We start from the raw sequence: 20,090 nt of genomic DNA on the forward strand, positions 1-20,090 counted from the left end.
TGGAATGGGCTTGAAAGAAAAGCTTGATGAAGATCTTAAGCTGGCAATGAAGGCCAAAGATGAGCTTAAGCTTTCCACCGTGAGGTTACTAAAGAATGCAATTAGCAACGCTGAGATTGCAAAGAAAAAAACTTTAACGGATGATGATATTATTACTGTCATTCAGTCTTCAATCAAACAGCGTAAGGATTCTATAGAACAGTACACACAGGGTGGAAGAAGTGAGCTTGCGGTACAGGAAGAAACTGAAATGAAAATACTGCAGGCTTATCTTCCGGAGCAGCTGAGTGAAGAGGAAGTCAGAAAATTTGTATTGGATGTTATTAAAGAGACCGGTGCAGCTTCTGTCAAGGAAATGGGGAAGGTTATGGGAAAGTTAATGCCCCTGGTTAAAGGCAAAGCAGATAGCTCTCTGGTAAGTTTGATAGTGAAAGAGCACCTTAAATAGTCAATGAAGGTATTGGGTGAAAAGTTTTTTAACAGACCTACTCGCACTGTGGCTAAAGAGCTTCTTGGTAAAGTGTTTGTCAGGAATTTTTACGGCAAAACATTTATGGGCCGCGTTGTTGAGACAGAAGCCTATCTTGGTACGAAAGATCCGGCCAGCCATGCATATAAAGGACAAACAAAAAGAAATAGTGTTATGTTCGGTAAACCCGGGGTTGCTTACGTTTATCTTTGTTATGGCTTCCATTTTATGATGAATGTTGTAACTGAAAAAGATGGTGTTGCGGGAGCGGTGTTACTTCGAGGGGTTGAACCTCTTAGCGGGCTTAAGGGTAAGGTAACAAACGGACCGGGAAAACTTGCCGGTGCTTTTAAGCTGGGGAAGAAAGAGAACTGTCTGCCTCTTCTTCTGAAAAGCGGGATATATTTTGCAGATGATGGTTACAAGGATTTTAAAATAATCAGAACCGTAAGGATTGGGATAAAACAGGGGCAGAATTTGCCCCTTCGGTATTATATAGAAGGGAATAAACACGTATCTAAGTGACAAGGACAAAGAACAAAGTACGAAGTGCAATTTATCGAAGTTCATATAAACAACACCAAATATTGTCATTTGTCATTAGTATTTTGTAATTTCTTTCGTTGGGAGGGTTTTACATGAAGTTGGGTGATTTCTATAAAGCAGTGGTAGAAAAAGGCATCGAGTCGGACCCGAGAGGTAAAGATATAGTAAGAGAAGAGCTTAAAAAAACAGCTGAGGTGTTTAAGGCACTAAAACCTGAAGAAAAAAAGAGTTTTGACGAAGATAAGCTTTTTAATCCCTATGCTGATACCAGAGTGCTGAATGGTTCGTTAAATTCGGAAATAAAAACAGTTATGGTCGGAGTAGATATTGACTCCGGAGATCTTGCGATAGCGGACAGACTTTCGGAAAAGGGTAAAAAGATAGATTTGGTGATGGCTCATCATCCTTCAGGGAAAGCATATGCTAACTTTTATGAAGTCATGGGTATGCAGAGTGAGCTTTTTCATCAGGCGGGTATTCCTATAAATGTGGCTGAAAATACTATGGGTCCGAGAATGAAAGATGTAGAACGCAGGGTAATGCCGTCAAATCACACAAAAACGGTTGATGCCGCAAAGCTTCTTGGTCTAAATATGATGTGCGCGCATACTGTAGCGGATAATCATGTGGCAAGTTATCTTACCGCGATTTTTGCAAAGAAAAAACCTGAGACACTTAAAGACATTCTTGGAATTCTGAATGAAATTGAGGAGTATAAGATCTCTGCTTCAAATAATGCCGGGCCAAAAATATTTACAGGCAGTGAAAGCTCTAAATGCGGAAAAATATACGTAGATATGACCGGCGGGACTGAAGGTCCTAAAGAAATCTATGAAGCGGCCTCAAAAGCGGGTTTTGGTACGTTTGTGGGTATGCATTATTCTGAAGATCACAGGAAAGAGATAAAAAAGAATTTTATGAATATTGTCGTTGCGGGGCATATCAGCAGTGATAACCTCGGGTTAAACTTGCTCTTGGATGCGGTAATGAAGCAACGGGGTAAATTGGAAATACTTGAATGCTCGGGTTATCGCAGAGTAAGCAGATCTAAGTAACAGGAAATCATGGGCTTAATACCGCAGGATAAGATTTTACATATTAAGGAAGCCTTTGACATTGTGGACGTAATAAGCGAGCATGTTCACTTGAAAAAGTCCGGGCAGAATTTTAAAGGTTTATGTCCTTTTCACAACGAAAAGACGTCTTCTTTTGTGGTCAGTCCGGTTAAACAGATTTATCACTGTTTCGGCTGCGGAGAAGGCGGTAATGTACTGCATTTTATATCAAAGATAGAGAATATCAGTTTCATTGAGGCTGTGAAATATTTGGCCGAAAAGAAGGGGATCACCCTGGATACCGGTGACACGGCAAAAAAAGATGAATACGAAGAGCTTTTCAAGGTTAACGAACTTGCGGTAAAGTACTTTAGACAGAAACTGAAAGAAAGTAAAACAGCTCAGGATTATTTAAGTAAAAGGAATTTGAACCCGGAGACTCTGGAAAAGTTTGCAATAGGTTTTGTGCCGGAGGAATGGGATGGTCTTTTAAATTTTGGAAGAAAAAATAATATAAGTCCTGAACTTCTTGAAAAAGCCGGGCTTATCATTAAAAGGGATAAAAAGGACGGACATTATGACCGTTTTCGTAACAGAATAATATTCCCGATAGTCAGCAGTTTTGGCAGGTACGTAGCTTTTGGTGCAAGGGTCTTGGATAATTCGCTCCCTAAGTATATTAATTCTCCTGAGACCCAGGTATACAGTAAAGGTAAGAATCTTTACGGTTGGAATATTGCCAAAACCAATATTCCCGAAGAATTAGGAGTTGTAATTGTCGAAGGTTATCTGGACTGTATAACCTGTCATCAATACGGGATAACTAATACGGTCGCAACGCTCGGGACTTCTTTAACGAAAGCTCAAGCGCTGCTTCTAAAAAGGTACACCGATAAAGTTGTAATTGCTTATGATCTTGATGCTGCGGGTATAAATGCTTCTTTACGCGGTATTGCGGTACTTGTGGAAGCGGGCTTGGATGTAAAAGTTGTGGTATTTTCCGGAAGCAAGGATCCTGATGAGTATTTGAACAAGGAAGGTAAAGTAGCTTTTGTCGAAAAACTGAGATCAGCAAAGAGTATTGTGGATTTCTGGCTTGACATTGTAAAACCGGAAAACTTGGCCGATCTGAAAGGTAAGTTGAAACTTTTCAGTCAGATGCTCCCGGTAGTGGCTGCGGTTTCGGATGATGTAAAAAGGGAAGAATATAGAAAAATAATCTCGGCAAGGATGAACCTGCCGGAAAGGCTTATTAGAGAACAGATCGAAAGTTATTATGAAAAACTCTATAATGTAACGGTAGATAAAAAGAAAGAAACGGCTAAGAAACCTGGCGTGACCGGAAGAGATGCGAAGGACCTGAGAACTGAAAGAATGGAGAAGCAGTTGTTGGTTCTCTCCCTCTCTGATATAGAGACTGCAAAGAGAGTCAAGTCATTTGTTTTTCCTTCGGATTTTGATGATGAAGCGGTAAAAAAGATATTCGAACTTATATTCGGGTATTGTGAAAAAGAGAACGGGTTTGATTATTCGGCGATGGCCGATGAGCTTGAAGGCGAGGCCAGGAAACTGTTTACGGAAGTCAACCTTGATAAAGTGGAATATTCCGAAGAAAGCAGGATAAAAGCGGAGAAGGATCTCATAAAAGCGGTAAAGAACAGCCGGCTTGAAAAGAGGCTTAAAGAAATTGATGTTGAGATCAAAAAAGGTAATGTAGATAAGGAACTTTATAACGAATATATGAGCATACAACGGCATTTTAAGGGTTCTAAAACAGAAAAGCAGCAGGGGGTAAAGTGAAAGAATCAGCAAAGGTCGTAAAAAAGAATAAGCAGAAGATGAAGAAAAGTGAAGTTGAAAAACTCCTAATTGAAAAGGGTAAGGAAAAAGGTTATTTAACCTATCAGGAAGTAAACGAGATTATACCGGAAGATGTTATCTCTCCGGAGGAAATAGATAATCTTTTAACAAAACTTGATGAAATGGATATTAATATTGTTGATGCTCCAAAAGAAGAAAAAGTTGCTGATTTGCATCTTACTGCGGCAACAGATATAGCTATTGATGATCCTATCCGTTTATATCTTCGATCTATGGGACAGATTTCCATACTCACAAGGGAGCAAGAGCTGAGTTATGCCGAGGAAATTGAAAAGGCAGAGGAAGAAATTGATAAGATTCTTTTTGAATCCCCTCTCATTCTTAGTAAATTTAAAGGAATGTCAGATGAGGTGATGGATAATCAAAAAGGCATACATGAGATAATGAACATTGATACCGAAGGTGAGTTGAGTAACAGAATTATTAAGAAATACAAAAAAATACTTAAGGATAATTTAAGAAAAATCGGACAGGAAGAGGGTAAGGTTAAACATATTAACAAGCGCTTGAGCAAGAAGTCTGTTTCTGATCGTCAAAGAGCTGCGTTGGAAGAGAAAAAGATAAAAAGTATTGAGAAGATTGTTGAAGTTCTGATTGAACTCGATATTAACACTGAAGAAAAAAAGAATATGATAAGCATGGTAAAAACCATGACGGATCAAATTCATTCTTTTGAGCGGGAAACCGATAAAATATTAAAAGAAACAGGACTCACCAAGGAAGAACTCAGAAAGGTATTTAATTCTAAAAAACTTAAAATTCGCTGTAAATACTCTGTTTCGGAATTATGTGAGTTGTATAAAAAAATAACAATAAATGAAAAAAACACAAGACAGATCGCGGATAATGCGGGAAGTACTTCTTCAAAGATAAAAGCAGATACCCGGCTTATAGCGGAAAATGAAACCAGGGCTTATAATGCCAAAATGAAACTTGTGAAAGCCAATCTGAGGCTGGTGGTTTCCATAGCAAAAAAATATACCAACAGGGGTTTGCATTTCCTTGACCTTATTCAGGAAGGAAATATAGGGCTGATGCGTGCTGTTGATAAATTTGAATATAAACGCGGGTATAAGTTCTCTACCTATGCCACCTGGTGGATAAGACAGGCAATTACGAGAGCCATTGCCGATCAGGGGCGCACTATCAGGGTACCGGTTCATATGATAGAAACCCTTAATAAACTTATAAAAAATTATAGAGAACTGGTTCAACATCTGGGTCGTGATCCTCTTCCTGAAGAAGTCGCGAAGAAAATGGGGCTTCCTGTTGAAAAAATCAGAGAAGTATATAAAATAGCGCAGGAACCGATATCGCTTGAGACGCCGATAGGTGAAGATAAAGACGGGCATTTAGGTGATATTATTGAAGATAAGGAAGTTGTTTCCCCTGCTGTTGCGGCAGCCCATATGATCTTGCAGGAACAACTGGAAAAGGTTCTCATTACTCTAAAAAGCAGAGAGGCGGAAGTTATCCGTTTACGCTTCGGAATTAATAAACCTTATCCGTACACTCTTGAAGAAGTCGGTAACATCTTTAATATTACCAGAGAAAGAGTCCGTCAAATTGAAGCAAAAGCGCTCCGCAAACTGCGGCATCCGGTAAGAGCGAAGTTCCTGAAGGGCTTTCTGGAACAGCAATAAAGATAGTCCATAATGTCCGTAAAGTCTATAACAGTCTATAAAAGTAAAAGCATTGAAAGGGCGGAGAAATCTGCCCTTTTTTATTGTCATCCTCGAGTGCTTTTATCGGGGATCCAGTGTCTGAGTGCTCTTGGTTTTCTTCTTTTCTGATTATGATCATGGTAATATCCTCAGAATAAACGTACAATAAAATATGAATAGAACTATCATATTTCTGATATTTGCTTTGATACTTTCTTTTGGGTGTAAAAAAGAAGGGGGAGTTATGCAAAAAGAACCGGCAGGGAAAGTAGATATATTTAATTATGAAACGGGAAAAATTGAATCCCTTGATAAAATAGTTCTTACAAAAGAAGAACTTAAAGAACTGCCTTCGGATGTATGCTATATCGTTAAAGATAAAGGTACCGAAGCTCCATTTACAGGAAAGTATAATAATAATCATGAAAAAGGAATTTATAAATGTATAGTCTGCGGTACGGATCTGTTTGTTTCGGATACGAAATTTGATTCGGGAACCGGTTGGCCAAGCTTTTTTCAGCCTGTCTCCGAATTAAATGTAAAGATCGTAAGGGATGTAAGTATGAGTATGATAAGAGATGAAGTTGTCTGCGCCAGATGCGGCGCCCACCTCGGCCACGTTTTCGACGACGGCCCCAAACCCACCGGAAAACGCTATTGCATGAACTCCGCAGCGTTAAAATTTGTAAAGAAATAATACTGTGGTCTTGAGTAAGTCTATCCGGCTGTTTTTTAAGAGAGCTAATTTCTTTTAGAATATAATTCTTCGAGCTTTTACGTTATGGACTTTATAGACTTTTAAAGACCTTTACGGACAGATATCTAAATTTCCCTTGCCTTTTCTCCCTTTTAATTGCTACAATATTTAAATCTTAGCTCAAGGGGGCTTTATGAGAAATAAGAATCTGATATTTGCATTAGCGCTTTCTGCTATTGGGGCACTGATAATCTTTGCTTATTTCTACAGCAAAGAAAAGGAACTTACAGCGAAAGGGGCGCCAAACAAGGTTATCGTTGCGGCAAAATATATTCCTGCGGGTGCGGCAATAACAGCGAAGCATCTCAATATTGAAGAAGTACCGGAGATGTACATTCAGCCGGGGGCCATTCGAAAGGTCGAACAGGCGGCAGGGACAATTGCGGTGGCTAATATTTCCGTAGGTGAACAAATTCTGGCAAACAAAATAACCATAATAGCAGAAAACCTTTCTTCAATTGTTCCTATCGGATACAGAGCTGTTGCAATAAATTTGGACGCGGATTCTGCTGTGGGGGAGTTTTTAAAACCGGGAGATGTTGTTGATGTCCTTGGTGCTTTTGAAGAAACAGGGAAGGCTTCTTATACCGCCACTTTAATCCAGAGTGTCAGGGTTATTGCGGTGAATGAAAGTTTTACTTGTGTAAAGAAGATAGAAGAAAAGGGGTTTCCTTCCAGGGTTTCTTCCGGTAGTACTGTGGTTTTAGCGGTCGAACCTTCTGATGCGGAGATAGTAACTTTTTCGGAAAACAAAGGGAAATTAAAACTTTCTCTTCGTAATCCCGGAGATGATAAGATGGCCTCTCTGCGCACTACAAGTTTTGGAAATGTTCTTCGGAATCAACAGCGTGAGGCGGTAAAACCGGCACCTGAAGTTCCGTTCCTTGAAATAATCCGGGGCACTGAAGGCGAAAAAGTGCCTTTAAAAAGGTAGGCAAGTATGAAAAATATAATTTTAGCTTTATTCCTGGCAGCGGCATTATTTGCGGAAGAAAAGATTCAGATAACTATCGGGGAATCGAAGATATTAGCTGTGGATGCGCCAAAAAAGATAGCAGTGGGCAATCCAATTATAGCGGATGTAAAATCCGTATCTGAAAAAGAACTGCTTTTAATAGGGAAGTCCAGCGGCACAACTTCACTTATAATATGGGATAAAGACGGTAATCAATCAGCGAGTCAGGTTATTGTACTTGCTTCTAATATAGAAAAAACGATGATTGAAGTAAATGCGCAGGTAATGGAAATAAGAAAAGACAGTAATAATAAATTCGGGATTAACTGGGAAGAAGCCTTGGGGGCTTTAAGTGCCGCAGAAAAAACTCTTCCTCCGTTGTTTCAGGTCTCTGATTTTGAGCGGCTGCAAAAAGTGCAGATGAAACTTGACCTGCTTGTTAAAAATGGTTATGCGAAAATATTGGCAAAACCAAGACTATTGACGATCTCCGGTTCAAAAGCAAAATTTCTTGCTGGCGGAGAACTTCCCATACTTATTCAATCCGGCACTCAAAACAGCCCAAATTCAAGCATTGACTGGAAGACCTATGGTGTAAAATTAGATATTGATCCGACAGCGGATGCACTTGATAATATTAACTGCCTTATCAGAGTAGAAGTAAGCAATTTGGACTCCTCAGCCGGAGTAAGCTACAACGGTTCAGTGGTTCCTGCCATGAAAACCCGCTGGGCAGATACTTCTATATACGTAAAGAAAGGAGGAACCATCGTTATCGGCGGCTTACTTCAAACAGAAGACATAAAGCGCGAAACCGGCGTCCCGATATTAAGCGACTTGCCTATTCTTGGTGGTTTATTTAAATCCCAAGAAACCCAAAAACAAGAATCAGAACTGGTAATTTTCGTCACCCCTTCAATAGTCGGAAGATAAATTAGGGACAGCGACCAATTAAATCAAAGGATTATAAAATATGCCAAGAGTTGCAAGAATAGTTAGAGTAGGGATGCCTCATCATGTCACGCAAAGAGGCAATTTTAAACAGAATGTATTTGTTGAAGATAAAGATAGACGGACATATCTGTATCTTCTAGATCAGTATTGTGAAGAATACCGTACCAAAATAATTTGCTATTGTCTTATGAGTAATCATGTTCACTTTATAGCGATACCCGGGGAAGAAAATTCTTTAGCCAGAACTTTTAATTGTACACATTTTAGATATTCACAATATTTTAATGCTAAGAATAAACAAAAAGGGCATCTTTGGCAAGGCAGATTTTATTCTTGTATCCTGGATGGGTTTCATTTGCCCTTTGCTTGTCGGTATGTAGAGAGAAATCCGGTTAGATCAGGTTTGGTATCCAATTCCGAACAATGGATGTGGTCAAGTGCAAATGAACATTGTACTGGCCGGTCGGGGATACTTAAGCTTTACGATATGTTTTCGGTTGTTAATATTCCAAAATCCAATTGGAAAAAAGCTTTGAGTGATTCTGAGGATCATACCAGCTTGACTGCAATACGAAAGAACACGATAAAAGGTTTTCCTTTTATGGAAGAAAGCTCTCTGAAAGAATTAGAAAAAGTTCTCGGAAGACCACTTAAGCCAAATCCAGTTGGAAGGCCAAGTACCAAATTAGGGACAGCGACCAATTTAAGTTTAATTGGTCGCTGTCCCTAATTTATCTTTTATTTTCTTTGTAGGGGCCTTCGAAGATAGTGCGAGGGTATAGTTTAGTCTCATCGTATTTGTTGGTAAAGACGACCATTTGATTTGACATGGCGATGATCGGGTATTTTTTGGAGAGGGTCTTGTAGCTTTCTATATAAGTTATGACGAAAACATGTTCGTCTGATGAAAGTATTTTTTCAATATCAAATTGTGTTGTAATATCTTTTTTTTCTATTTTAAGAAAAGTATAGGCCATGAAAGGTTGTTGGAGTGTGAAGTAGTCTTCTGTCTTATAGCGAAGTAAAGTTGTCCCTTTTGGTATATGTCGCTCCAGCATTGGTGAAATCTCCTTAATATCTTCATCTCTGCCCCAGTTGAGATGAAGAGGGGTCGCTACTATCAATAATGCCGCAATACCGAGTACAATGAGCGAGTATTTAGCAGAGATAGTTTTTATTTTCTCTGTTTTAATAATATAATTGTTTAAAACTGAGGAAGTAAGAATTGCAAAAGGGATAAATACAGGCAGAATATATCTGAACTCTCTTTCATTCCCTACACTCATTATTCCTATAGTGGCAAATATCCAAAGGACCAAAAGCATTCCAAAGGTATCTTTTTTTCTGAAGAAGTTTATAACTGCCATTATCAAACCAAAAAAAGCAAATGGAACCCAGGGCCAGTAGAGGATCCATATGTTTTTAACATAAGTAAGGTACGACCAGAAATCCTGTTTGTCTCTGTAGTGAACAAACCCCCTTTGGAATATTATCCATCCGTAATGAATGTCAATAAATTCTTTGCCGTATTTTGCGTAGTTGGGGATTATCCAGGCAGCCGGTACAGCTAAGGCAAGTAATATTGATAATAGGTAAAAGGGATTGAAAAGAGTCTTTAAATCCCTGGAGAATAGAAGAAATAAAAATATGCTTATCATAGCGAAAGAACCCAGTATGCTTTTTGTGAGAATTGCCATTCCTGTGGCAATACCGGTAAGAACAAGATAGAAATTAGCATGGTCTTTGTTCTTTGTTTTTCTTGAGAGGATGAATAAAAATATAGTCAGCGTGACCCAGAAAGAAAGTGTGATATCGAACATAGCGTGGCGGGCAAATTTCATCCATATCAGAGTTGTCATTAATATAAGTGAAGCAAAGAAGCCTGTCCAATTATTATAAATAGCCCTGCCTAGGAAAAAAACAAGTAAAATAGTAAGAAAACCAAAGAATGCCGAGTAGAATCTTGCGGTGTATTCGGAAAAACCGAATATCTTGAAAGCAATGGCCATTGACCAGAGACAGAACGGATCATTATGATGAATTGCCTCTCCGCCGTAGTGAGGTGTGAGATAATCATTAGCTTCCACCATTCCTCTGGCTTGTGCGGCGTAGAAAGAGTCGTCATAGCTTGCGAGTCCTCCTTCCCAAAGTTTGCAGAAGAGAAAAACAATTGCAATACATGAAATAAAGAATATTTGAACTTTTATATTCTTGAGGTTGAACATGTAAGTATTCTATCACATTAGACTTTAGTATTTAAGTGTTTTTTTATTGAATATTTAAACCATGAGGTAATGAAATGTGTGTTGAAATAAAAGTAAAAAAAAGTGTATAATCAGTAATCAAAAATCGGAGGAAAATTATGAGGAAAGTAATATCTGTACTTGCGATGCTTATGGTTTCGTCAGTTCTATATTCGCAGCAATTGCCGCTAATGAATCTAAAAATATATGAAACGAATAATACGGGAGAGGCGGTGATAAAATGGGAAAATGTTAAAGATGCCTCCCATTATTTTGTAAGAGTTTTCGATACAGGTGATGTTCCTTCCTATGCCGTAAATATTTTAAAAATGAGCAATTTTAACAGCGATGAGGCAGGGTCTGCTAAGATGCTTCAGATGTTGAATGACAGAGCGGTGTTTTCCTTAACCGATACCAATAAAGTTCTGGTTAGCGGACTTAAGTCAAAAGATTATTTCGTAATTGTAACTGCCTGCGTCTCGCGGCTTGGAAAATATTATTACAAAATGATCGCTGCAAGCGAAATAACGGGTTTTAACCCTAAGTATGATATTTTCTCCTGGTTTAGAAAGAAAACAGCGGTTAATATTAGTCCTAATCTAATAGAAAAGACCTCAATAAGCGAAGTATCAGAAAATCCTGATAAATTTACCGGAAAAACTATAGAAATAGAAGGTACCTATGTATACAAAGAAGATTTTCCGGTAACAGTGAGCGATATTCATAATGAGTTCTATATTACCGACGGCAAATACAAAATAGGCTGCAGTATGAAAATAGGATTACCTGTACATCCGGAGCTGGATCGCTTGGAATTAAAAGCGAAATCTCCGAAGGATTATGCGATGCTGGAAAAGAAGTTTAATAAAGAAGTCAGCGGTGCGTACAGGGCCAGAGTAATAGGCAGCATAATAAAAATCAGTGATATTCCAAAAAAAGAAAAATTAAAAGAGCTTGATAATGAAATGTGGCTGGAGATGCTTACTTTTCAAGGTTCAAGACCAAAAAACGCTAGAGCAATATTGTTCAGCTATTACGCGCAGAATCTGGGTGTTTCAATAAAAAAATAGATCCGCAGATTCACTTGGTAATTTATATGTTGTGGAATCTTTAACCTTGAAAAAATAATACAAGCTTAACAAATCAATTAAACAAATCTCCTTGTTTTTAACATCATATTTTGTTATAATTCCATTCTGGTAAATGCTTATTAGTTATCAGCAATTAGCTGTAAGTTATTAATGTTCGGGCCCTTAGCTCAGCTGGTTAGAGCGTCGGACTCATAATCCGTTGGTCGTAGGTTCGAACCCTACAGGGCCCATAAAATTTTGCTTAGCAAAATTTTATAGAGCAATCGAACAATAGAAAATTGAAAATAGATAAAGAATATCGAACGATTGCGGCCTATTGCTCTATTGTCTATTCTCAAGAGATGAATATTTGTTTACTTCGTACTTTCAAAGGAGCCTTCTATGTTCGGGATGAAAGAAGATAAATATGGAAAAGTAGACAGTTTGATAGGTGCTGAAGCCGAAATAAAGGGGGATATTATTACAAAGGCGACTATCCGCGTTGATGGACGTGTTGAGGGTGACATTCACGGAGATGGAGATGTTGTTGTCGGAAAAGACGGTAATATCAAGGGAGATATTAAAGCTAAGATCGTAATACTCGGCGGAAAAATAATAGGGAATATTTTTGCTGAAGAGAAGGTTGAAGTTATTGACGGCGGTCAGGTTATGGGTGATATTAAATCTCCTGCAGTGGTTATTGCCGAAGGCGGTATTTTTGAAGGGCATTGCGAGATGATGAGCAGTTCAAAAGGGAAAATATTAGAAATACCTGAAAAAAGATCTAAAGGCAGTCAGGGATAGAACCTTGATCAATTATGCTTGATTTAAAAATTATAAGAGAAAATAAAGAACTCGTAGAAACAGCCCTGAAAAACAGGAATTCTAAAGTTGATATCTCAGAGATTATTTCCATTGATGAAGCCCGCCGGAAAATTATTCAGGAAGTTGAAGGTCTCAAATCTGCCAAGAATAAACAATCGGAAGAAATAGGAAAGCTTAAGCGCGAAAAAAAAGACGCAGCTCTTCAGATGGCGGAAGTAGGCAAATTGAATGTTACTATAGCCGAGCTTGATACAAGACTTGCCGAAATAGATGCAAAGCTAAGCGAAACGCTGCTTGTACTTCCCAATATCCCGGATAAAAGTGTTCCTGTAGGTACGGATGAAAAGGCCAATCCGGTCGTCAGAACAGTCGGTGACATTCCGAAGTACACTTTTAACCCAAAACCCCACTGGGAGCTCGGAGAGCATATGGATATAATGACGTTTGAAAAGGCCGTTAAGATTGCCGAGTCCAGGTTTGTAATTCTTAAGAAAGCCGGGGCAAAACTCGAACGAGCGCTTATTAATTTTATGCTTGATACCCATGTGTCTGCAGGATTTACGGAGATTTACCCTCCTTACCTGGTTAATGGAAAGTCCATGCAGTCGAGCGGGCAATTACCGAAATTTGCTGATGAACTTTATAAATGCGCAGAAGACGATCTTTATCTTATTCCCACTGCGGAAGTACCGTTAACCAATATGCATAGAGATGAAGTTGTAAAAGAAGAAGAACTCCCTTTTAAATATGTCTCCTATTCTGCTTGTTTTAGGCGTGAAGCGGGCTCCTACGGTAAAGATTTGAAAGGGTTGATTCGTGTTCATCAGTTTGACAAGGTTGAGCTTTTCAAGTTCACAAATCCCGAAAGTTCTTTTGTTGAACTTGAAAGTATGCTTCTTCAGGCCGAAGAAATTCTTAAGATATTGAAACTTCCTTATAGAGTTATTCATCTTTGTACAGGAGATATGGGTTTTGCGTCTGCAAAGACTTACGATATAGAGGTGTGGATGCCGGGATTAAATATGTACAAAGAGATATCCTCTTGCAGTAATTGCACGGATTTTCAGGCCAGAAGAGCCAATATAAAATTTAAGAGAAAAGCAACCGGTAAATCCGAATTTGTCCATACATTAAACGGCTCCGGTCTTGCAGTAGGGAGGACAATGGCTGCTCTAATTGAGAATTACCAGCAGGAAAACGGGGATATTGTGATTCCGGAAGCCTTAAGGTCTTTTATGGGCGGCATGGAGAAAATTTCCGTTGGCAAACCGTGAAGTTATTATACTTGGAATAGAAACATCTTGTGATGACACCGGCGTTGCTCTTGTAAAAAACGGCGAAAAAACACTTGCAAGCGTTGTCTCCTCTCAGATAAAAATACACAGTGAATTTGGCGGGGTCGTCCCTGAACTTGCCTCCAGAAGTCATCTTGAGAACATATATATAGTAATTGATGAGGCGTTAAAACAAGCTGAACTTGGACTTGAAGATATAGACGGAGTTGCTGTAACCTATGGGCCGGGACTTGTAGGTTCTATTTTGGTAGGTATAGAAGCGGCAAAGGCAATAGCATACGTATATAATAAGCCCTTGATTGGAGTTAACCACCTTGAAGGTCATATATTCTCAACTCTTCTTGAAGGAAAAAAACCGGAATTCCCTTTCTTAGCTCTTATAGTTTCAGGTGGACATACCGAGCTTGTATTGGTGAAAGAATTTGGCAAATATTCAATAATTGGAAAAACGAGAGACGATGCTGTCGGAGAAGCTTTTGATAAAGTGGCAAAACTCTTGGATCTTGGCTATCCGGGAGGGCCGAAAGTTGAAAAGCTTGCAAAAGGTTCCGGAAAGAGGGTGAAATTTCCCGAGGCTATAATGAAAGACGGGAGTTTTGATTTTTCTTTTTCCGGTCTTAAAACCGCTGTTTTAACTTATAAGAATCAAGATAAAAATATTGACTCAAATGCGCTCTGCGCCGGGTTTCAAGATGCGGTCATTGCGGCGCTTCTCAATAAGACAATGGCGGTTGCTGCCAGATGTAAGATCAAAAGAGTTGTTCTTGGCGGGGGAGTTGTAGCTAATAAGACAATCCGCGAGGAATTCATAAAAAAAGGTAAAAAAGAGGATCTTGAGATATTTTTCCCTTCAATTTCACTTTGCACGGATAATGGCGCTATGATAGCTGCAGCAGGTTATTTTAAATTCATAAAAAAAGAATATTCAAATTATAATCTTAATGCCGATCCCGGACTGACCTTATGAGTTTAGCTCTAATAATTCTTATAATAATTGTGATTGCCTATGATTATCTTAACGGGATGAACGATTCCGGAAATATTGTCGCTTCGATGGTCTCTTCCAGATCAATGTCTTTAAGTTCCGCTCTTTTACTTGCTGCCATCTTTGAATTTATTGGTCCTTTTGTTGTAGGTACAGCTGTGGCGAAAACAATAGGCAGCGGTCTTGTTGATCCTTCTGTCATTAATCTAAAAATACTTTATGCCGCAGTACTCGGCGCTATTACCTGGAATATTATTACTCAAGTGCTGGGTTATCCTTCAAGTTCTTCCCATGCGCTTCTTGGTGGAATAATCGGAGCCGTTGCAGTCTCGGCAGGAGTTAATGCAATAAAATATATGGGAGTTCTGAAAATTCTTATTGTACTTTTAGTTTCTCCCCTTCTCGGTTTTCTGATTACTTTTATTGTTATGAAACTGCTTTTTTATCTAAGCAGTAGTGCCACGCCAAAAATAAATAGAATTTTCAAATACTTGCAGGTGCCTTCTTCTATATTTCTTGCCATAAGCCACGGCGGTAACGATGCGCAGAAATCCATGGGTATTATTGTAATAGGACTTATTACATGCGGAATACAGAGTGCTTTTTTAATACCCTTTTGGGTTATGATACTTTGTTCTTTAGCCCTTGCCTCCGGTATACTTACGGGAGGGATGAGGATAATGAAAACCCTTGGTTCTAAGGTTTTTAAAGTCAAACCTATTCACGGTTTTGGTATTCAATTTTCTTCTGCGTTGGTTATCTGTTCTGCCGCTTTAATAGGAAGCCCGGTTTCAACGACGCATGTTGTATCTTCTTCCGTGATCGGCGCCGGCAGCAGTGTCGGACTAAATAAAGTCAGGTGGGGAACAGTAACAGATATCATTCTTTCCTGGGTGTTGACAGTCCCTTTTTCCGCTCTAATTGCTATTGTCTTTTATTATGGTATAATGTATATTAATCCTTAAGTGCAAAAGTAAAAGGAGCGATGAATTATGGTGTTTTTCAGAAAAAAAATAGATTTCTTCAGCATACTTGGAGAGCAGACCGCCAAGACCCTGGAAGGTATGCAGGCGCTTGAAGAATATATGAAAAATCCGACGGAAGAACGCGTAAAAAAAGTATTTGATCTGGAGAGGGACGCTGATAGTATAAGGCGGACCTTGATAGATAATCTCAATAAAACATTCGCGACTCCTATTGACAGGGAAGATCTCTTCGAACTTTCGAGAGAAATTGATGATATTATTGATTACGCTAAAAGTACCGTGGATGAGATGCAGCTTTTGGAGATTAAGACCAGCGAACATCTTGTAAAGATGGTTGGTTTACTTGTAAAAGCGACGCTGGAGATCAAAGATGCCGTCGGACGTCTCAAAGAAAATCCTAATATCGCAACCGAACATGCTCTCCGTGCTAAAAAACTTGAAAACGAAATAGAACTGGTTTACAGGGATGCCTTAAAGGAATTATTTAAAGGTACTGATGTGATCTATATGCTAAAAACCCGGGAGATTTACAGACATTTGAGCAACGCCGGCGACAGAGTAGATCAGGTGGCAAATGTAATTTCAAGTATTGTCGTAAAAATGAATTAAAAGTAAATGACTAAGATCAAAGCACTAAGCACTAAACGTAAGGAAGTATATTAATATAATTACAACGATTTAGTTTAGTGCTTAGAATTTAGTCATTAGTTATTTTTCTAAAGGGGGGTTTTATGGATCATATAAAAAAACATATAAAGGATGTACCCGATTTTCCTAAAAAAGGAATAGTGTTTAAAGACATTACTCCTTTATTGATGAACCCAAAAGCCCTGCAAAAGGTAATAGACAAATGGGTGGGTCAGCTTAAAAAGTTTAAAATAAATAAGGTCGTGGCTATGGAATCCAGGGGCTTTTTGTTCGGCGTTCCTATTGCTTTAAGGCTTAAAGCCGGTTTTGTACCTGTAAGAAAACCGGGAAAACTGCCGAGAAAGACCATAAGCCAGTCTTTTGCTCTTGAATACGGGAAGGATAAACTGGAGATTCATCAAGATGCCATAAAAAAAGGCGATAGAGTACTCATTGTCGATGATGTGCTTGCGACGGGAGGGACTGCCGAAGCGGTGACCAAACTCGTTGAAAAGCTTGGCGGCAATATTAAATCGGTGGCATTTTTGATGGAACTTACATTTTTAAATGGCCGGAATAAGCTTAAAGGGTATAATATAAGTTCTCATATTAAATACTAGGAGAAACTTAGTGGCAGATCTGATTCCAGAACAAAGAAAGAAAACTAATCTCTATGCGCTTGCAGGTGTGTTGGTCTCTTTTTTTCTTGCGGGCTGCAATTATCTTATTTTTCTCGGACTGCAGTCTTCTCCCGGTTTTATTTTTACCAGTTTCTTTTTTCAATTAATAATACTGCTTCTTTTTGCTAATCATATTTTAAACATGTTGAAAATTGCCGGTTATGTGCGGTTCATTTTTCCTGTTAAGATTAACCGCATGTTGAATAATATTGTTCTAAATGCTTCATATTTTTTTGTTTTTTTTCTCCGGACTTCAAAAGAGAGACTTGAACATGATTTTGTTGAGTTTAATGCAGAGCTTACCGGGGCAAACAAATTGAAATATGCAGCAGGAGAAATACTGATTCTTCTTCCCCGCTGTATGCAAAATTCTGAGTGCAAATACAATGTTGTGAACAATATGGAAAATTGTACCTCCTGCGGTAAATGCGATGTAAAAACCATCAGAGAAATAATAAAGGAAACCGGGGTTAAAGCCGTTGTGGTAACGGGCGGGACCCAGGCAAGGGCACTTGTGAAAAAAAACAATCCTAAAATAATAATTGCCGTGGCCTGTGAAAGGGAGTTAATAAGCGGGATGTTTGATGTCCCTAGCTGCGAGGTGATCGGTTTTATTAACGAAAGGCCGGAAGGCCCTTGCTTTAATACCAGGGTCTCCATTTCCAAGCTGGCGGCTACTTTAAAAGATTTAATAAAGGGCTAAAAATGATTGACGGTCTCGGAGTGCTTGCAATTACAGCTGTTTCCCTTGGTGTGGTACATACCCTCACGGGGCCTGATCATTATATTCCTTTTATCGCTATGGCGGAAGCCAGAAAATGGAATCTTTTTAAGACCATGTCTATTACTTTTTTCTCAGGGATTGGACATATCTTAAGCTCTGTGGTTATCGGCCTTGTCGGTATAAGTATCGGAAGCTCTCTGGAAAAATTTAAAATATTTGAGAATGTCAGAGGTGAAATTGCGTCGTGGTTGTTTATTGCTTTTGGTCTTGTATATTTGATCTACGGGATTAAAAAAGCTGTGAGAAAAGAAAGCCATGAACATAAACATTGTCACTTGAATATTTCCACGCACTCGCATGTCCATTCTCACAACGATGAACATTTGCATCTTCATGCCGGCGGCAAAAAGGATATTTCCGCCTGGGTTTTGTTTACTCTTCTGGTATTTGGCCCTTGTGAACCGTTAATACCTCTGTTGATTATTCCGGCAATGAAAAACAGTGTTGCGGGAACAATTTTGATAACTGTTTTATTCGGCCTTGCAACGATACTTACAATGATGGTTACTGTTCTTCTGCTTTATGTCGGGGTCAAAAAAACCCTCTCCAATAAATTATTCAGATTTAATCACGCTCTGGCGGGTGGGGCAATACTGATGTCAGGGCTTGCTGTTAAGATATTTAAACTATGACTTATTCCGCCTATTTTGACTGTTCATCAGGTATATCCGGCGATATGATACTTGGCGCTTGTGTTGATGCAGGTGCACCTTTCGGGGCTGTTAAGTCAGAGATAAAACGTCTTAAGCTTCACGATTGTTCTCTTTCGGTCCGCCGTGTTGTAAAAAAAGGAATTACCGCTTCAAAAGTTGATGTACATATCCACGAGCACCATCATCACGAACGCTGCGGGCATTCACATTCTCATGCAAAATATACAGAGATAGATAAATTCATTAAAAATTCCCCTCTTAAGCTTTCCTTAAAAGACAAAACAAGAGAGATATTCCTGGCGATCGCAAAAGCAGAATCCAAAGTTCACGGTGAAAGTATCAAAACAATACATTTTCATGAATTGGGCAGCCCGGATACAATAGTTGACGTAGTCGGAGCTCTTGTTTGCTTTGAAGAGCTGAAAATAGAAAAGATATTTTCTTCGCCTTTGAATGTCGGCGGACCGGTGCTTATTAAAACCGCTCACGGACTGCTTTTGAACCCTGCTCCGGCTACTGTGGAATTGCTGAGGGGGATGCCGGTGTACATTTCCGAGATACCTTTTGAGACGGTAACGCCTACGGGTGCGGCAATACTTAAGGTTATGCGGGAAAAAACTAAAGAGCTTATTCCGGGCACCATAAATATCGAAAAGATAGGTTATGGAGCGGGGGATAGAGAACTTTCTGACAGGCCGAATGTGCTCCGTGTTCTTCTCGGAGAAGTAGCGGCGTTTGCCGACAAAGAAGAAGTTGTCGTTATGGAATCCAATATTGATGATTCATCTCCGCTTGTTTACGACACTCTAATGGAAAAACTTTTTAAAGCAGGCGCTTTTGATGTCGCGCTTGTTCCTGTTCAGATGAAAAAGAAACGGCCTGCGGTGAAGCTTGAGATTATCTGTGAAAAAAAGTTCGCTGACAAGCTGGCAAAAATAGTTTTTGAAGAAACCTCCACTTTCGGTGTGAGAATGTATCCGGTTTCCAGGATAAAACTTGAAAAAGAAATAAGTACCATCGCCACTCCGTACGGGGAAATAAGAGTGAAGACCGGCCGGCTTAACGGCAAAATAATGAGCGTCTCTCCGGAGTATGATGATTGTAAAAAACTTTCCTATAGGCTTAAGGTGCCTGTTAAAACTATACTCGCTTCAGTACTGCTTTCAGGGAAAGAAAAGAAATAACCGACAATGTTGATCCATAAAAAGCGTATATGTATCAATGTGTTTTAACTGTGGGCATTTATTGCTCTTATTTGCATATTAGAACGAAGGTTTTAACCCTTTTGATTGTTTTAAAACATCAATAATTAATATCTGAAATATCCAAGAAAAACGTCTAAAACTGTTGACAGTACAATACCTGTTATGATAAAATCTTACTTCCGTAATTACAGTTACGGCTATTTTTTATTTTGTTTTTTATTTATTTGGGCGTTTTATTTTTTATTATTTTGCCCATGTAGCTCAGTTGGCTAGAGCACATCCTTGGTAAGGATGAGGTCATCGGTTCAATCCCGATCGTGGGCTTTGAAAATTATCAGAAAAAAAAGAAAAATATTTAAGGGAGGAATGGAAGATGGGTAAGGCAAAATTTGAAAGAACAAAGCCGCATGTAAACGTAGGAACAATCGGACATGTTGATCATGGAAAGACGACATT

At 39.0% G+C, this 20,090-nt stretch carries 20 protein-coding genes and 2 tRNA genes; 21 read left to right on the forward strand and 1 reads right to left on the reverse strand.

Annotated elements, in window-relative coordinates:
• Positions 1-4 precede the first annotated feature (4 nt).
• The 9 genes from A2536_03535 (at position 5) to A2536_03575 (ending at position 9,011) form a co-directional block, all read left to right on the forward strand.
• Positions 5-448 (forward strand): aspartyl-tRNA amidotransferase, encoded by a 444-nt coding sequence (locus A2536_03535; protein ID OGF47078.1) that lies wholly within the window; start codon positions 5-7, stop codon positions 446-448.
• Between the two features lie 3 nt (positions 449-451).
• On the forward strand, positions 452-994 hold the full coding sequence (locus A2536_03540) for a hypothetical protein (GenBank protein ID OGF47079.1): 543 nt from the start codon (positions 452-454) through the stop codon (positions 992-994).
• A gap of 113 nt (positions 995-1,107) precedes the next feature.
• Positions 1,108-2,070, forward strand: coding sequence for an NGG1p interacting factor NIF3 (locus tag A2536_03545; protein OGF47080.1), 963 nt, complete (start codon positions 1,108-1,110; stop codon positions 2,068-2,070).
• 9 nt (positions 2,071-2,079) lie between these two features.
• Positions 2,080-3,870 (forward strand): DNA primase, encoded by a 1,791-nt coding sequence (locus A2536_03550; GenBank protein OGF47081.1) that lies wholly within the window; start codon positions 2,080-2,082, stop codon positions 3,868-3,870.
• A gap of 38 nt (positions 3,871-3,908) precedes the next feature.
• Entirely contained in the window at positions 3,909-5,594 is a 1,686-nt protein-coding gene (locus A2536_03555) for an RNA polymerase sigma factor RpoD (protein ID OGF47096.1), read from the forward strand.
• A gap of 265 nt (positions 5,595-5,859) precedes the next feature.
• Positions 5,860-6,312 (forward strand): peptide-methionine (R)-S-oxide reductase, encoded by a 453-nt coding sequence (locus A2536_03560; GenBank protein ID OGF47082.1) that lies wholly within the window; start codon positions 5,860-5,862, stop codon positions 6,310-6,312.
• Between the two features lie 193 nt (positions 6,313-6,505).
• Complete coding sequence (locus A2536_03565; protein ID OGF47083.1) at positions 6,506-7,306, forward strand: Flp pilus assembly protein CpaB; 801 nt, start codon at positions 6,506-6,508, stop codon at positions 7,304-7,306.
• A gap of 6 nt (positions 7,307-7,312) precedes the next feature.
• Positions 7,313-8,260: a hypothetical protein gene (locus tag A2536_03570; GenBank protein ID OGF47084.1), complete on the forward strand. Its 948-nt coding sequence runs from the start codon at positions 7,313-7,315 to the stop codon at positions 8,258-8,260.
• 40 nt (positions 8,261-8,300) lie between these two features.
• Entirely contained in the window at positions 8,301-9,011 is a 711-nt protein-coding gene (locus A2536_03575) for a hypothetical protein (protein OGF47085.1), read from the forward strand.
• 1 nt (position 9,012) lies between these two features.
• Here the strand turns inward: A2536_03575 and A2536_03580 are convergent, their stop codons facing one another.
• The gene (locus tag A2536_03580) at positions 9,013-10,506 is read right to left on the reverse strand and encodes a hypothetical protein (GenBank protein ID OGF47086.1); all 1,494 of its coding nucleotides are present in this window, start codon (positions 10,504-10,506) and stop codon (positions 9,013-9,015) included.
• 137 nt (positions 10,507-10,643) lie between these two features.
• Between A2536_03580 and A2536_03585 the strand changes: the two genes are divergently transcribed.
• From A2536_03585 to A2536_03640, 12 genes are all read left to right on the forward strand, one after another.
• Entirely contained in the window at positions 10,644-11,594 is a 951-nt protein-coding gene (locus tag A2536_03585; GenBank protein OGF47087.1) for a hypothetical protein, read from the forward strand.
• A gap of 177 nt (positions 11,595-11,771) precedes the next feature.
• A tRNA-Met gene (locus A2536_03590) sits at positions 11,772-11,845 on the forward strand.
• A 160-nt stretch (positions 11,846-12,005) separates the two neighbouring features.
• Complete coding sequence (locus tag A2536_03595) at positions 12,006-12,398, forward strand: hypothetical protein (GenBank protein ID OGF47097.1); 393 nt, start codon at positions 12,006-12,008, stop codon at positions 12,396-12,398.
• A 14-nt stretch (positions 12,399-12,412) separates the two neighbouring features.
• Positions 12,413-13,693 carry a serine--tRNA ligase gene (locus tag A2536_03600; GenBank protein OGF47088.1) on the forward strand — a complete coding sequence of 427 codons (1,281 nt, stop codon included), beginning with the start codon at positions 12,413-12,415 and terminating at the stop codon, positions 13,691-13,693.
• Entirely contained in the window at positions 13,680-14,681 is a 1,002-nt protein-coding gene (locus A2536_03605) for a tRNA (adenosine(37)-N6)-threonylcarbamoyltransferase complex transferase subunit TsaD (protein ID OGF47089.1), read from the forward strand. The genes A2536_03600 and A2536_03605 overlap by 14 nt, the downstream gene beginning before the upstream one ends.
• On the forward strand, positions 14,678-15,664 hold the full coding sequence (locus tag A2536_03610; GenBank protein OGF47090.1) for a hypothetical protein: 987 nt from the start codon (positions 14,678-14,680) through the stop codon (positions 15,662-15,664). Before A2536_03605 ends, A2536_03610 begins: the two co-directional genes overlap by 4 nt.
• Before the next feature lie 27 nt (positions 15,665-15,691).
• Positions 15,692-16,294 (forward strand): hypothetical protein, encoded by a 603-nt coding sequence (locus A2536_03615; protein ID OGF47091.1) that lies wholly within the window; start codon positions 15,692-15,694, stop codon positions 16,292-16,294.
• A 122-nt stretch (positions 16,295-16,416) separates the two neighbouring features.
• Positions 16,417-16,932, forward strand: a complete 516-nt coding sequence (locus tag A2536_03620; protein ID OGF47092.1) for an adenine phosphoribosyltransferase — start codon at positions 16,417-16,419, stop codon at positions 16,930-16,932.
• Positions 16,933-16,942: 10 nt separating this feature from the next.
• On the forward strand, positions 16,943-17,695 hold the full coding sequence (locus tag A2536_03625) for a hypothetical protein (GenBank protein ID OGF47093.1): 753 nt from the start codon (positions 16,943-16,945) through the stop codon (positions 17,693-17,695).
• A gap of 2 nt (positions 17,696-17,697) precedes the next feature.
• Positions 17,698-18,408, forward strand: coding sequence for a hypothetical protein (locus A2536_03630; GenBank protein OGF47094.1), 711 nt, complete (start codon positions 17,698-17,700; stop codon positions 18,406-18,408).
• Positions 18,405-19,613 (forward strand): TIGR00299 family protein, encoded by a 1,209-nt coding sequence (locus A2536_03635; protein ID OGF47095.1) that lies wholly within the window; start codon positions 18,405-18,407, stop codon positions 19,611-19,613. Before A2536_03630 ends, A2536_03635 begins: the two co-directional genes overlap by 4 nt.
• Positions 19,614-19,884: 271 nt before the next feature.
• Positions 19,885-19,958 (forward strand) — tRNA-Thr (locus A2536_03640).
• The last annotated feature ends 132 nt before the right edge of the window (positions 19,959-20,090 follow it).

This window comes from Candidatus Firestonebacteria bacterium RIFOXYD2_FULL_39_29, from assembly GCA_001778375.1.
In the GTDB taxonomy this organism is placed as follows: Bacteria; Oederibacteriota; D2-FULL-39-29; order D2-FULL-39-29; family D2-FULL-39-29; genus D2-FULL-39-29.